Origin of the sequence: Streptomyces sp. NBC_00448 (assembly GCF_036014115.1) — a bacterium.
Taxonomy (GTDB): Bacteria; Actinomycetota; Actinomycetes; order Streptomycetales; family Streptomycetaceae; genus Actinacidiphila.
The window spans coordinates 4,399,621-4,413,225 of sequence record NZ_CP107913.1 but is presented as its reverse complement, the minus strand read 5'-3'; the positions used below and the strand labels follow the sequence as shown (position 1 = coordinate 4,413,225).

General features: G+C 73.3%; 11 protein-coding genes. 6 read left to right on the top strand and 5 right to left on the bottom strand.

Annotated features, from left to right (window positions below; all coding sequences use genetic code 11):
• Positions 1 to 5 precede the first annotated feature (5 nt).
• Positions 6 to 1,754, bottom strand: coding sequence for a TIGR03767 family metallophosphoesterase (locus OG370_RS18615; RefSeq protein WP_328465709.1), 1,749 nt, complete (start codon positions 1,752 to 1,754; stop codon positions 6 to 8).
• 299 nt (positions 1,755 to 2,053) lie between these two features.
• Positions 2,054 to 2,845 carry an SDR family oxidoreductase gene (locus OG370_RS18610; RefSeq protein WP_328465707.1) on the bottom strand — a complete coding sequence of 264 codons (792 nt, stop codon included), beginning with the start codon at positions 2,843 to 2,845 and terminating at the stop codon, positions 2,054 to 2,056.
• A gap of 116 nt (positions 2,846 to 2,961) precedes the next feature.
• On the opposite strand from OG370_RS18610, the gene OG370_RS18605 reads away from it, so the two are divergent.
• Positions 2,962 to 3,579, top strand: coding sequence for a TetR/AcrR family transcriptional regulator (locus OG370_RS18605; protein ID WP_328465705.1), 618 nt, complete (start codon positions 2,962 to 2,964; stop codon positions 3,577 to 3,579).
• A gap of 25 nt (positions 3,580 to 3,604) precedes the next feature.
• Here OG370_RS18605 and OG370_RS18600 read toward each other — a convergent pair whose 3' ends face one another.
• Entirely contained in the window at positions 3,605 to 4,456 is an 852-nt protein-coding gene (locus OG370_RS18600; protein ID WP_328465703.1) for an FHA domain-containing protein, read from the bottom strand.
• A gap of 146 nt (positions 4,457 to 4,602) precedes the next feature.
• Positions 4,603 to 6,660, bottom strand: a complete 2,058-nt coding sequence (locus OG370_RS18595) for a serine/threonine-protein kinase (RefSeq protein ID WP_328465701.1) — start codon at positions 6,658 to 6,660, stop codon at positions 4,603 to 4,605.
• 271 nt (positions 6,661 to 6,931) lie between these two features.
• Between OG370_RS18595 and OG370_RS18590 the strand changes: the two genes are divergently transcribed.
• The 3 genes from OG370_RS18590 (at position 6,932) to OG370_RS18580 (ending at position 9,050) form a co-directional block, all read left to right on the top strand.
• Entirely contained in the window at positions 6,932 to 7,303 is a 372-nt protein-coding gene (locus OG370_RS18590; RefSeq protein ID WP_328465699.1) for a DUF2255 family protein, read from the top strand.
• A gap of 101 nt (positions 7,304 to 7,404) precedes the next feature.
• Positions 7,405 to 8,439 (top strand): zinc-binding dehydrogenase, encoded by a 1,035-nt coding sequence (locus OG370_RS18585; protein ID WP_328465697.1) that lies wholly within the window; start codon positions 7,405 to 7,407, stop codon positions 8,437 to 8,439.
• A 26-nt stretch (positions 8,440 to 8,465) separates the two neighbouring features.
• Positions 8,466 to 9,050, top strand: coding sequence for a hypothetical protein (locus OG370_RS18580; protein WP_328465695.1), 585 nt, complete (start codon positions 8,466 to 8,468; stop codon positions 9,048 to 9,050).
• 84 nt (positions 9,051 to 9,134) lie between these two features.
• Here the strand turns inward: OG370_RS18580 and OG370_RS18575 are convergent, their stop codons facing one another.
• On the bottom strand, positions 9,135 to 9,650 hold the full coding sequence (locus OG370_RS18575) for a MarR family winged helix-turn-helix transcriptional regulator (protein ID WP_328465693.1): 516 nt from the start codon (positions 9,648 to 9,650) through the stop codon (positions 9,135 to 9,137).
• A 299-nt stretch (positions 9,651 to 9,949) separates the two neighbouring features.
• Here OG370_RS18575 and OG370_RS18570 point away from each other — a divergent pair, with 299 nt between their 5' ends.
• Both OG370_RS18570 and OG370_RS18565 read left to right on the top strand, forming a co-directional pair.
• The gene (locus OG370_RS18570; protein ID WP_328465691.1) at positions 9,950 to 12,322 is read left to right on the top strand and encodes an FUSC family protein; all 2,373 of its coding nucleotides are present in this window, start codon (positions 9,950 to 9,952) and stop codon (positions 12,320 to 12,322) included.
• 89 nt (positions 12,323 to 12,411) lie between these two features.
• Positions 12,412 to 13,602: a sensor histidine kinase gene (locus OG370_RS18565; RefSeq protein ID WP_402448997.1), complete on the top strand. Its 1,191-nt coding sequence runs from the start codon at positions 12,412 to 12,414 to the stop codon at positions 13,600 to 13,602.
• Positions 13,603 to 13,605: the final 3 nt, after the last annotated feature.

Below are 13,605 nucleotides of genomic sequence, written 5' to 3'. Positions count from 1 at the left end.
GGCGGTCAGGTGCTCGGCTTGGCCAGGAGGAGCTCGGTGTTGTGGTCGGCGGAGGTACCGAGCTTGGCGGCGGGGGTGGCGTAGGGGTCGTTGAAGGAGAGCTCGCGGTAGAGGGCGGCGAGGTTGGGCTCGGTGGTGGTGCCGAAGTCGGTCGCGTAGGGGGCGGCGGACTCGACGAGGGTGGTGAAGAGCGACAGGGTGCCGTCGTGGTTGTCGGCGATCTCGATCAGCCGGGCGTGCTGCGGGAAGTCGACGTGGGAGGCGGTGTTGATCTCCCAGAAGGCCCGCTCGGGGACGGCGTGGCCGTGCGGGGTGATGAGGTTGGCGTGCGTGTGGCCGTTCACCCAGGCCACCACGTTGGGGTAGCGCTGCAGCAGGGTGACGAGTCCGGTGCCGGTGTGCCGGCCGTCGAGGAGGTTGTACGGGTCGGGCAGCGTGTTGCCCATGGTGGTGCTGGTGTGGTGGCTGAACAGGACGACGAGCTGGTCCTGCGAGCCGCGCCGGACCACGTTGCCGTCGGTGTCGTACCAGTGGGTGCTGTACGACTGGAGCACCGACTCCAGCCACTTGAGCTGGGCGGAGCCGATGGAGCCGTCCGCCCACCCGGCGCGGTTGGTGGTGTCGAGGCTGACGCCGAGGACGCCGTCGGAGATCGGGAAGGTGTAGTAGAGCTTGCCGCTGTCGGCCGCCGCCGGGGTGAAGCCGTGGCCGTACGGGCCGGGGCCGGTGCGGGCGGTGGCGAGGTGAGCCTGGGCGAACTGCTTCGGGGTGAAGGGGGCGCGGCGGGCGTCGGGGGTGACCGAGCGGACCGGGCCGCCGCCTTCGAGCAGGCCGAGCAGGAGGGCGACCGCGGTCGCCGGGTCGTGCTGGATCGCGTCGGCGAGCTTGGCCGCGGTCGCGTCGTCCACGCCCTCGATCTTGCCGCCGCCGGTGTAGAGCGAGCCCAGCAGGCCCAGGTCGGGCAGGGTGCCCTCGATGCTGTCGTCGTGGTTGCCGACCGTGGTGTACCAGGGGGTGCGCAGCCCGGTCGCGGTGAACGGCTTCCCGGCCGCGGCCAGGAAGCCCGGCACCTGCGGGAAGCCGGCCGCCTTGTAGTGGTCCTGGTAGGACGACTCGGGGTTCCAGTACAGCGCGGAACCGGAGTTCTGCACGCCCTCGTACCGCGAGGTGTCCCCGGTGTTCGGAGTGATCGCGCCGCCGCTCATCACCGTGAGGTACCAGTCGAGTTCGACCTGCTCGTGGTTGTCGGTGTTGTCGCCGGTCGCCATCACCAGCGAGAACGGCAGGCCCGTGTAGGGGCCGCCGGAAAGGGAGTTGACCCGGTCCACCAGTGAGGCCGCGCCGCGCACGGTCAGCGCCTCGTGCGGGCGGTAGGCGGAGTCGATGTACTGCGCCAGGTACTCGAAGCGCACGGGCGACTCGGTGTCGGCCAGGTGCAGGTCGGTGAACTGCACGAAGGAGGCGAGCCCGGTCCGCGTGGTGTCCCGCCCGGAGCCGGCCGCGGCCAGCTCGCCGCGTACCACCAGCGGCCAACCGGGCCCGGCCGCAAGCCTCTTGTACGTGCCGGTGCCGGTCGCCGTCGCGGCCTGGGCGAGCGTGGTGCCCTCGACCGCGACGGCGCGCGCGGCGGTCGTGGCGACCGCGCGGTCGTGGGCCGCGGCCGACGCGAACGGGCTGTCCACCAGGGTCAGGGCGGCGGCCGCCGCCGCGGCGGAGGCACCGGAGAGGAACTGGCGTCTGCTGGCTGCGCGCATGGACAAGTCTCCTGACGGTGGGCGGGGTTGGCGCTCGTGCGGCTGCTGCTCCGGCCCTTCGCCGGCCGGGGTGTCGGGCGTCGCTCGGCCCGTGCCGGTGACGTGCCCGGCGCGCGCTCAGCTCCGTATTACCAGCCGGTAATGGCCAACCGCCAGGGTGCCGCCGCATCTTCACGGCGGGTTGGCCGCCGCGTGAACCGGCCGTGAAGCGAGGGCGGCGGTACGCGGCGGAGGTCCGTACGGGAGGACGTGGCCGGGTTCGGGTTCGCGGGGTGAAGTGCGGCTGTGCTCGGGGGAGTTCAGCTCTGGGCGGTCGGGCGGATCACGATCTCGTTGACGTCCACGTCCGCCGGCTGCTCGATGGCGTAGCCGATGGCCCGGGCGATGGCGTCCGGCGGGATGGCGATCTCGTCGCGCTTGGCGAGGAGTTCGGCGCGCACCTGCGGGTCGGCCGCACCCGCCGCGAAGTCGGTGTGCACGAAACCGGGGGAGACGGAGGTGACGCGGATGTGCGGGCCCGCCTCCTGGCGCAGGCCCTCGCAGATGGTGCGGGCGGCGTTCTTGGTCGCCGCGTAGACCACCTGGCCGGGGACGATCCGCAGGCCCGCGGTGGACAGGGTCGTGACGAAGTGCCCCGAGCCCTGGGCGCGGAAGACCGGCAGGGCCGCGGCGATGCCGTGCAGCAGGCCCTTCACGTTGATGTCGACCATGTCCGCCCAGTCCTCGACCCGCAGGTCGTCGAGCGGGGAGACCGGGCCGATGCCGGCGTTGCCCACCAGGACGTCGAGCCGGCCGAAGCGCTGCCCGGCGAGGGCGACGAGCGCCGCCAGGTCCTCGCTGCGGCGTACGTCGGTCCTGGCGGTGACGGCCTCGCCGCCGGCCGCGGTGATCCGCGCGGCGAGCGCGTCCAGCCGGTCGGTGCGGCGCGCGCCGAGCACCAGCCGGGCGCCGCGCGCGGCGAGCAGCAGTGCGGTGGCCTCGCCGATGCCGCTGCTCGCGCCGGTGAGGGCGACGACCTTGCCGCGCAGCGGGGGCGTGGGGGATGAGGGGGACGCGGCGGAGGCGGGGGTCGCGGGTGCTGCGGTGGACATGGACTGCTCCTTGCCGGGGGTTCGCGGTATCGTCGGAACGGGAAGCGGACACGCGTCCGCTTCCATTCCAACGTAGCGGACAGATGTCCGCTTAGCAAAGGAAGGAAGGGCGCCTCGTGACCGAGCGAGCACCTCGGCGGGCCGACGCGGAGCAGAACCGGGCCCGGATCGTGGACGTGGCCCGGGTCGCGCTGACCGAGTCGGCCGACGCGACGCTGAACTCGATCGCGAAGCGCGCGGGGGTCGGCCAGGGCACGCTCTACCGGCACTTCGCCACCCGTGAGGCGCTGCTGCTGGCCGTCTACCGGCAGGACATCGAGGAACTGCTGCGCGCCGCGCCCGAGTTGCTGCGCGCGCACGAGCAGCGGCCGCTGGAGGCCCTGCGGCTGTGGCTGGACCGGCTGGCGGCGTACGGCCGGATCAAGCACGGCGTCGCGCAGGCCGTGGAGGCCGCGACCCGGGCGGACCTGTCCAACGAGTACTACGGCCGGGTGATCGACACGATCGGCTCGCTGCTGCTGGCCGGGCAGGACGCCGGCGCCGTGCGGGCCGACGTGGACGCGCCGGACGTGCTGCTCCTGGTGGACTTCCTGTGGCGCAGCGACCAGGGGCCGGACTGGGAGCCGCGCACCCGGCACCTGCTCGGCCTCGTGCTCGACGGGCTGCGGGCGCGGCCGGGGGCTTCGGCCGGGGCTTCGGCGGGGTTTTCGGCGGAGGCTTCAGCGGGGGCGTGACCCGGGAACGCGACCCGGGCGTCCCTCAGCCGTCGGTGTCGGTCCCGTGCCCGTTTCCGTTCCCGTGCGCGGTGGCGTCCGCGTGCTCGTCGCCGGAGCCGTCCTCGTCCGGCTCGGTCTCCATCAGGTCCAGGTCCGGCGGCACCAGCGTGGTGGACTCGACCAGGCCCTTGAGGAGGTTGTGCAGGAGGTTGTTGTCCCACGGGGTGCCCGCGTCGCCGTCGTGCATCAGCGGGTACGGGAAGCCGCCTTCGTGCAATCGCCGCCGTACGGAGGCGAGTTTGTACTCGATCCGGCGCACGCTCCAGTTGCCGTCGGGGCGCAGGTACGCGAGTTGCTCGGCGGTCTGCCGGTACGCCAGCGGGCGCGGGCCGTCCTCGTAGAGCAGGTAGTGCTGGCCCATGACGACCAGCAGCAGCCGTTCGTCGTCGTCCAGCGGCCACAGCTTGGGCGGCAGGGTCTCGGCGCGGCGGCGGGGTACGGAGCCGCGCTCGTCGTGGCCGGTGACGTACAGCTCGACCAGGTGCTCGCGGAAGCCGGAGCCCTTGACGAAGACCGGGGTGTAGCCGGGGACGAGCGGGATCGGGTCGGTGGTGGTGTGCATCAGGCGGCCGTGCGGCAGGCGGACGAGCTGCCGGCCGGTGTTGCGCAGCCACCACTGGCGCTTGCGGTAGGTGAGTTCGCCGTGCCGGCGGCTGACCCGCAGGTCGTCCTCGCCGACCGGCAGGTCCACGTCGTCCGGGCGCTCGCCGCGGCCGAACCTGACCACCAGCCCGGCGCGCGGTGCCACCTTGATGCCGCCGGTCACGGTGCGGGCGTGGAGCGTGCCGGGGCTGGCGGGCGCGGCGCCCCGCGCGAGGCTGTCCGGGCTGTTCACTGTCTCCTCCTCATCGGCGGCGGGGGTGGGCCGTGCGCTCCCCTCCGGTGCACGGCCCCGCGGTGTCCCCCGTGCGCCTTCCACTCTCGTCGCGCACCTCTTTGTCCGAGTGTGCCCGGCCGGCGCGGGACCCCTCCGCAGACGGGTCAGCGGGTGGGGAGCCGGGCGGCGGCCGCGGCGGCGAGCTGGGTCGCCATGGAGCGCAGCCTCGCGTCGCCGCCCGAGCCGCTGACCTCCAACTCGAAGGTCTCGGCGAGCCGGTCGCCGTGGTCGTCGGTGTAGGTGCGGTAGACCACCTCGACCACGGCGGTGTGGTCGCCGTCGGAGTCGGGCGGGGCGACGAAGGCGCGGTGGCCGCCGAGGCGGGTGGAGGTGCCGTCGTCGGCGGTGGGCAGATCGCCTCGGTCGAAGGCGAGGTCGACGTCGATGTCGCTGGTGGTGCTCTGCCACGAGCAGTCCCAGTTGCCGTAGGAGACGTCCGGGTCGTTGGCGTCGATGCCGGGGACGACTTCGAGCGCCGTCGCGGTCAGCAGCGTGCAGGCATCCGTGTCGACCAGCGACTCGGCGGGCAACGCGGGTGTGCGGCGCGGGAGTTGGCCGCCGGTCGGCACGGCGTTGAGGGCGGCGACCGCGGCGGTGGTGGCGGTGTCGGCCATGCCGCACAGCACGGTGGAGGAGGGGTCGGAGTCGTCGGCCGGCTTCGCGGTGACGACGGCGTGCACGCTGGTGGAACGGTGCCGCCCGCCGTGATCGTGGCCGCCGTTGGCGCTGTTGCCGCCGCCGGTGTCCGTTGCGCCGTCGAGCAGGAGCGTACGGTCGCACTCGCCGCCGTCCGCGGGCTCGTCCACGACGCGCACCCGGCCCGCGGTGTGCACGGTGCCGGTGGGCTGCGCCGAGCCGTCGACGAACTCCACCTCGATGTCGATCTCCGGCCCGGACCTGGTGTCCACGATGACGTCGCACCGGTCGAAGTTGCCGTACGCCGGGTCGAGTTCGGCGTCGCCGTACTGCGCCAGCGCGGCGGGCTTCGCGAGCGCGCAGGGGTCGGCGGTGCGCTGGTCGCCGACGAGGGCCGCGGAGACGGAGCCGGCGGACGTGGGCGCCTTCGGCGCGGGGCGGCCCGAGGGCGCGGAACCGGGTGCGGCCGACGCCCCGCCCGAGCCGCCGCTCGCCGCCCACACTCCGGCGGCCGCCGCCAGCACGACCACGGCCGCGGAAGCCGCGACGACCGACCGCAGGTGGTCCCGTAGGTATCGGCCGGGACGGAATCGGCCGGGACGGAAGCGGGCAGGGCGGAACGGGCCGGGAGGAAAGCGGGCGGGCTCCGAACCGTCCTCCGCCGTACCGCTGCTGCGTTCCGTCGGCTCCAACAGGTCCGGGAGCGCGGGCAGTTCGGCGACCGGTCCGGCCGCCGTGCGCAGCAGCTCCAGCGCCTCGGCGGCGGTGGGCCGCGCGCCCGGGTCGCGGCGCAGCATCGCGGTCAGGGGCTCCCGCAACGGGCCCACGTCGGCGGTCAGTTCGACGTTCCGCCGGGATTCCGGGCCCGGCCGGTACGATCCCGCGCCCGGCGCACCCGGGGGCCGCGGCGGATCTCCGCTGATCAGGGCGTACACCATGGCGGCGAGCGAGAAGACGTCCGAGGCGGGCTCTGGCTGCCCGCGGACGACTTCGGGGGCGGCGTAGTCGGGGGTGTAGCCGATCGCGCTGTTCGGGGTGATGGTCTCCTTGCCGCCGACCCGGTACGCGGCGCCGAAGTCGGCGAGTTTCACGGTGCGGGGGCCGGCGGCCACGACGTTGCCCGGTTTGATGTCGCCGTGCACGATGCCCTCCGTGTGCAGGGCGATCAGCGCGTCCGCGATCTGCGCGCCGAGGTGGGCGGCGAGGTGCGGGGGCAGGGGCGGGCGGTGGTCCAGGCTGCCGCCGGGGGCGTACTCCATCACGAGGTAGGTGGTGGCGCGGTTGCGCCGGCCGACGCGGACGGCGTCGTGCAGGGTCACCACGTGGGCGTGGCTGAAACGGGCGAGGACGCGGGCTTCGGCGCGGAGCCGGTCGAAGCCGGTGGGGCTTTCGACGCCCAGGACCCTTTTCAGGACGACGTCCCGGCCCAGTTCCTCGTCGTGGGCGAGCCAGACTTCGCCCGAGCCGCCTCGGATCGGGCCTTTCGTCAGGCGGTAGCGCTCGCCGACCTTCGTACCCAGGCGCACTTGCGCCTCCCTCACCCGTCACGCACGACCCATCCGCCGCAGCCAGTATGGCCGCCCCCGACCCTCCGGGGTGGCTGGTTCTGTCGGTTGCGGGGTCACCTGGCGGTGGGGGGTCCTGGTGTGCCCCCGCTGGGGGTTCCCTGGGTGGGCTCGGCCTGGTTGGGGGTGGGCGCAGGCGGCAGGGTGGGGGCGAGGGCGTTCGGCTGGCCGGGGCGCCGGGATCGCGTGACCGTGGATGAGGGGGCGGCCACGGCTCTGAGGGAGTGAGGGCATGACGCACTGGAACGACGCGGACCTGGAGAAGATCGGTACGTCCGGGGAACTCGACCTGCGGTCCAATCGCGCCGACGGCACCCTGCGGGCGCCGGTGACCATGTGGGTGGTACGCGTGGGGGACCGCCTCTACGTGCGCTCGGTGAAGGGCACGGACGGCCCCTGGTACCAGGGCACGCGGTCCCGGCACGAGGGCCTCGTCGAGGCCGGAGGTGTACGGCGGCAGGTGGCGTTCCGCGACGCCGATCCCGAAGAGTACGCGGACGTGGACGCCGCGTATCGCACGAAGTACGGGCGCTACACGGGCATCGTCGAGCACGTCCTGACCGAGGGTGCCCGGACCGCCACGCTCGGGCTCGAACCGCGCTGACGCCCGACCCCGGCCGGCCGCCCCGCCGACCCCCGCACCCGGATCACCCGGATCACCCGGATCACCCGGGACATCCCAGACACCGTGAGGAACACCTGCTCATGCGCGCCACACTGCTGTACGCGGCCGACGACATACGCGTCGAGGACGTCGCCGACCCCGAGATCAAGAACCCGACCGACGCGGTCGTACGGATCGTGCTGTCCTGCGTCTGCGGCAGCGACCTGTGGCCGTACAAGTCGCTGCCGCCCACGGACAACCCTCGCCACATGGGGCACGAGTTCCTCGGGGTCGTGGAGGAGGTCGGCTCCGAGGTGCGCGGGTTGCGGGCCGGCGACGTGGTCGTGGCGCCCTTCGTCTACGCCGACAACACCTGCGTGTACTGCCGGGAGGGGCTGCAGACCTCGTGCCTGCACGGCGGGCAGTGGGGCGTGAACGGTGTGGACGGCGGTCAGGGGCAGGTCGCGCGCGTGCCGTACGCCGACGGGACCCTGGTCAGGCTGCCGGTCGCGGAGGACTCGGAACTGCTGCCGGACCTGCTGACGCTCTCCGACGTCCTCTGCACCGGGTACCACGCGGCGCGCACCGCGGGGGTCGGGCGCGGCGACAGCGTCACCGTCGTCGGCGACGGCGCGGTGGGGCTGGCCGCGGTGATCTCCGCGAAGCTGCTGGGCGCCGAGCAGATCATTCTCATGGGGCGGCACAAGGTCCGCACCGACCTCGGGCGCGACTTCGGTGCCACTGAGGTGGTGGCCGAGCGGGGTGAGGCGGGCGTCGCCCGTGTGCGGGAGCTGACCCGCGGGGAGGGCACCCGCAAGGTGCTCGAATGCGTCGGGCTCAAGGACGCGATCGTGCAGAGTTTCGGGGTGGTGCGGGCCGGCGGCACCATCAGCCGGGTCGGTGCGCCGCAGTTCTCCGAAGTGCCCTTCGGGTTCCCCGACTTCATGCGCAACATCACGCTCACGGGTGGGGTGGCGCCCGCGCGGGCGTACATCGAGGAGCTGATGCCGCACGTGCTGGACGGCTCCATCACGCCGGGGCGGGTCTTCGACCGTACGGTCGGGCTGGAGGAGATCGCCGACGGGTACCGGGCGATGAATGAACGCGAGGCCCTCAAGGTGCTTGTGCGCCCCTGACCCTCCGGGGTGGGTGGTGCTGTCGGTTGAGGGACCACCTGGCGGTGGGGCTGGTCGACGAGGTGATCGGCTGCGGGTGCCTGCTGCTGGTCGTGGCGGCGGTGGTCACGGGGATCGTGCTGCTGGTCTCGCACTGGGACGCGATGTTCGCCGGGTCCGGGTCCGGGTCCGGGTCGGGGCGCGGCTCCCCGGTGCCGTCCGGCACGGCCGCGGGGGCGTCCTCGAAGGCGTCGGCGAAGGCCACCGCGACCGCCAAGGCCACGGCCACGGCCACCGTCTGCCCGGAGGTGCTGCTCGAAGCGCTCCCGTTGAAGTATCGCAAGGGCACCGAACTGCTCGCGGTGTACCGGCGCGCGGACGGGGCGGAGGAGTACGCCTTCTGCCACACCTCCGGCGGCGACTTCTACTTCAACGACCGCCCGCCCGGCCCGTCCGGCACCATCGAGGGCGCCAGCGCGGCGAAGCGGATCACCGGCGGCTTCGACGTGCCCGTCGACGGGACCGGTGCGACGGGCAGCGTCGACTACCGCTTCGTGTCGGGGAAGTTGACCGCGTACGAGGGCGGCAAGGCGACGTGGAGCGCGTCGTACGTCTCGAAGTCGGCGCTGTGAGCGGCCCGGACCTACGGCGGAGAGGGCCGGAGAGCATCGGCCGTACGGCGGCGCGGTGCGGCCCGACCGCCAACGGACGTACGGTCAGCGGGCGTTGGCGGGCGCGGGCGCGGTTTCGGCGTCAGCGCCATCGCCATCAGCATGGGCATCGGCGAGGAACTTGCGGGCCACCGCACCGTTGTACTTGGCGAACATCGCGCCCAGCGTGTGCAGTTCCTCCTCGGTCCAGCCGCCGAGCAGGTCGGCCAGGCTCTCCGCGCGGGCGGTGCGGACCGCGTCCATGCGGCGCAGCCCGGCGGCCGTCGGCGTGATGATGCTGCGCCGGCGGTCGGTGGCGGCCGCCGCGCGCTCGACCAGGCCCTGCCGGCACAGCGCCGAGACCTGCCGTCCCGCGGTGGACGGATCGAGGCCGAGCGAGGCGGCCAGCGTGTTGATGTCCTGCGGCCCGACCTCGGAGAGCGTGCGCAGCAGCAGGTACTCCGCCCGGTCCAGATCGTCGTGGATGTCGGTGCGGCGGTAGAACATCTCGAAATTGCGCACCAGCACCGCGGTCTGGCGTTCGATCACGTCAAGCGCCTCAAGGCTGCCGTCCACGCTCACGGGTCTCGCTCCAATACCGGTACGATGCATGTTAATATCGGCATTATACCGATGATTGTCGGTGGCCCGGGGAGTGCACGGCGGGGAGCTGTGACAGGGCCCGACCAGGGCAGCGTAGGGCAGGACGGACGCCGGAACCGGGGCGTCGCCTGCGCCACCTGCATCACCTGCGCCACCGGGCGAGTACGGCTGGACCGACGGCCGCGGGCACCGCGCGAACCGCGGAACCCGTGCGGTGCCCGCGGTGGGTGCGGGCACCGAGGGCAGCGAGGGCACGGCGAGAGGGGCACTGGACACGTATGGCGGCTACCGGCTGGATATCCGAGACGTGGGACCGTGTGGTCGGCTCCGACCCGGGACTTCAGCGGCTGCGCTCCGCGCTGTCCGCCGCGGTCGCGATGAGCACGACGCTCGGCATCGAGTACGTGTACGGCCGGGTCACCGACCGCGGCCCGCAGGGCACCCTCGTGGTGATGCTGCTCGGCACCATGATGGCGATGATGGGCTCGATGGCGCTGGGCGACGCCGCCGGGGCCCGGCGGAAGATCGCCACCGCCGTGTTCTTCCCGGTCGCGCTCGGCGCCGGCATGACCGTCGGGGTCTGCGTGGCCGGGCACACCGACACCAAGCTCGCGGTCTTCGTGGCCGTGATGTTCGTGGCCGTCTTCATCCGCAGGTTCGGCATGCCGTTCTTCTTCTACGGCTTCATGATCTGGATGGGCTACTTCTTCGCGTCCTTCCTCGGCGCCACCTTCGCCCAACTCCCCTCCCTGCTGATCGCGGTCGCCATCGCCGCCGCCTGGGTGCTGCTGCTGATGACGACGGTGCTGCGTACGCACGCGCAGCGCACCCTGGCCCGGGTCCGGCGGGCGTTCGGCGCCCGGGCCCGCTCGGTCGCCCGGGTCTGCGCCGACCTGCTGGAGGCCGACCCGCGGGACGCGCGCCGGCTGGCCCGGCTGCGCCGCAAGCTGCACTCGCGGCAGCTCCGGCTGGCCGAGACCGCGCTGGTGATAGAGGGCTGGTCGGGCACGCCGGGCGCGATCCCGCAGGGCTTCTCGGCCGCGACCGTACGGCGCCGGGTGCTCGACGCCCATCTCGCGATCGACGCACTGGCCACCGCCGCTGATGCGATGGCCGGGACCGACGCGCGGCACATCGCGGACGCGGCGAGGATCGCCGATCATCTGGCCGGCAGCGACTACGACGCGGCCGAGCGGGCCGCGCGCAGGCTTCTCGACCGGTACGACGAGGCGGGCCGGACCGACCCGGCCCCGGCCTCGGTCCAGGCCCCCGCGTCAGCCCCGTTCCCGGCCTCGGCCCCTGCGCCGGCCCCGGACTCAGCCTCGGCCGCGGCGGCGAACCGGGCCGCGCTGCGGGACGTCGACTGCCTCGCGCACCATCTGGCCACCGCCGCCTGGGAGTTCACCACGCTCACCGGGCAGGCCGGGGTGCCCGACACGGCCGTCGACGGCGAGGAGGTCTTCGAACCCGCGGTCACGCTCGCGATGGGCGCGCTGCCCGGGTCCGCCGCCGTGGCCTTCTCGGTCAGCGCGCGCAGCCGCTGGAACCCGCTCGGGAAACTCTCGCTCACCACCCGGCAGGCGGTCCAGGTCGCGGTCGCGGGCACCCTCGCGATCCTCGTCGGGCGCGAGCTGTCGCAGGCCCGCTACTACTGGGCGGTGATCGCGACGTTCATCGCCTTCACCGGCACCGCGACCCGCTCCGAGACGTTCATCAAGGCGAGCAACCGCGTGGTCGGCACGCTGGTCGGGCTCGGCGCGGGCATCGGCCTGGCCCACCTCACCGCGGGGCACACCTACTGGATCATCACGGTCATCATCCTCAGCATGTCCTGCGGGTTCTACCTGGTGAGCATCTCCTACGCGGCCATGATCTTCTTCGTCACGATCATGGTCTCCCAGCTCTACAGCGAACTGCACGAGTTCACCGCGGGGTTGCTGATGCTGCGGCTGGAGGAGACCGCGATAGGGGCGGCGATCGGGATCGGCGTCGCGCTGGTCGTCCTGCCGACCAGCACCCGGGACACCGTCTACAGCGCACGGGTCGGCTACTACACCGCGCTCGGCGAGCTGTTGCGGGCGTGCGCGGCGCAACTCGCGGGCGAGCCGGCCGCGGAGGCGCCCGGGCTGGACGCGCAGGTGCGGGTGGTCGACCACCGACTTCAGCAACTCGCGCTGGTGGCAAGGCCGTTGACCCGGCCGCTGGTCTGGGGGAACGACCCCCGGGTGATGCGGCACCGGCTCACGCTCTACGCCGCCGTCACCCGGCAGATCAGGGCGCTCGCGGTGGGGCCGCGGCGTGCCCCCGGGTTGCCGCCGGCGCCGCACCTCGCCGCCGCCGCGCGGGCGCTCGCCGATGCCGCGACCGCGCTCGCGCTCGCGCCGAGTCCGCAGAGCCGGCCGGCCGCGGAGGTGGAGCGGGCGCTTCGGGCCGCCGACGCCGCCATGCTCGCGGCTCGGCCCGCACCCGGGACCGTACTTCCCGCGGTGACCCGGCCGTTGCTCCGCCTGCGCCAACTGCTGCGCGAACTCGCGGTCCAAGGGCCCGCCCCCGAAACCCCCGGGTCGTCCGCCCCCACCTCGCGCATCGTCGCCACCAGCGACGGCACCACCCCCTCCCGTTCTGTCGGCCCCCGGACCACGATCCGGTAGGGGGCGCGGCGCATCGCCGCTACGGTGCGGCGCCGGGTGCCCGGGAAGATGGCGCACGGCTCTGTTACGGGTGAGCCGGTGTGGTCATAATGCGAAATATGAGCTCGGTGATCACCGTGGTGTCGGTCGCATTGGTGATCGCGGGCGCCGCGGCGGCGCTGTTCTGGCTGGTGCGGGGGCGAAGGGGGTTCGGCACCCCCGCGGACCGGGCCGCGTTCGCGACGTTGCACCAGGCGTCACTGGCGGCGCCACCCCTGCGGGACGGCCTGAACGCGGACTCCGCGAAGCGGGCGGCGCGCCATCTGAGGGAACTGCTGGGCACGCCGGCGCTGGCGGTGGTGGGGGAGGAGACCCTCCTCGCGTGGGAGGGCCCGGGTCGCAGGCACGCGGCTCAGGCGGTCGCGCACGCGAAGGACGCGATGGACGCCGGCCGGCCGTGGGTGGTGCCCGCGGAGGCGATCGCGTGCGAGGACCTGGACTGCCCGGTGCGCAGCGCCGTGGTGGTGCCGCTGGTGGTGGACGGCCTGGTGGTGGGCGCGCTGTCGGTGTACGCGCGGCAGGTGTCGGCGGGGCTGGTCCGGGCCGCGGGCGAGGTCGCGCACTGGATGATCTCGCAGCTCGAACTCGCCGAGCTGGACCGGTCCAGAACCCGGGTGATCGAGGCGGAGTTGAAGGCGCTGCGCGCGCAGATCTCCCCGCACTTCGTCTACAACTCGCTCACCGCGATCGCGTCGTTCGTCCGCACCGACCCGGACCAGGCCCGCGAACTGCTTCTGGAATTCGCAGAGTTGACCCGATACAGCCTGCGCCGGCACGGCGAGTTCAGCACACTCGCCGAGGAGTTGCACTCGGTGGACCGCTATCTGCGCCTGGAACGGGCCCGGTTCGGCGCGCGGCTGCGGGTGGACCTGCTGATCGCCCCCGAAGTGCTGCCGGTGGCGGTGCCGTTCCTCTGCCTGCAGCCGCTGGTGGAGAACGCGGTGCGGCACGGCCTCGGCCCGAAGGCCAGTTCGGGCCGGATCACGATCCGGGCCGAGGACGCCGGTGCGGAGTGCCGGATCAGTGTGGAGGACGACGGCGTGGGCATGGACCCTGAGCAGGTGCGCGCACAACTCGCCGGGAAGGCCGGCGGGGACTCGCTGGGCCTGGGCAATGTGGACGAACGGCTGCGCGCGGTGTTCGGCGACGAGTACGGGTTGGTGGTGGAGACCGCACGGGGTGCGGGGACGAAGATCAACGTCAGGGTGCCCAAGTACCGGAACGGGGTGCACGCTTCGTGAGAC

Excerpts from the sequence above, each read along its gene's own strand:
- OG370_RS18615 (WP_328465709.1), bottom strand. The coding sequence starts at position 1,754 with ATGCGCGCAGCCAGCAGACGCCAGTTCCTCTCCGGTGCCTCCGCCGCG.
- OG370_RS18610 (WP_328465707.1), bottom strand. The coding sequence starts at position 2,845 with ATGTCCACCGCAGCACCCGCGACCCCCGCCTCCGCCGCGTCCCCCTCA.
- OG370_RS18590 (WP_328465699.1), top strand. The coding sequence starts at position 6,932 with ATGACGCACTGGAACGACGCGGACCTGGAGAAGATCGGTACGTCCGGG.
- OG370_RS18585 (WP_328465697.1), top strand. The coding sequence starts at position 7,405 with ATGCGCGCCACACTGCTGTACGCGGCCGACGACATACGCGTCGAGGAC.
- OG370_RS18570 (WP_328465691.1), top strand. The coding sequence starts at position 9,950 with ATGGCGGCTACCGGCTGGATATCCGAGACGTGGGACCGTGTGGTCGGC.
- OG370_RS18565 (WP_402448997.1), top strand. The coding sequence starts at position 12,412 with ATGCGAAATATGAGCTCGGTGATCACCGTGGTGTCGGTCGCATTGGTG.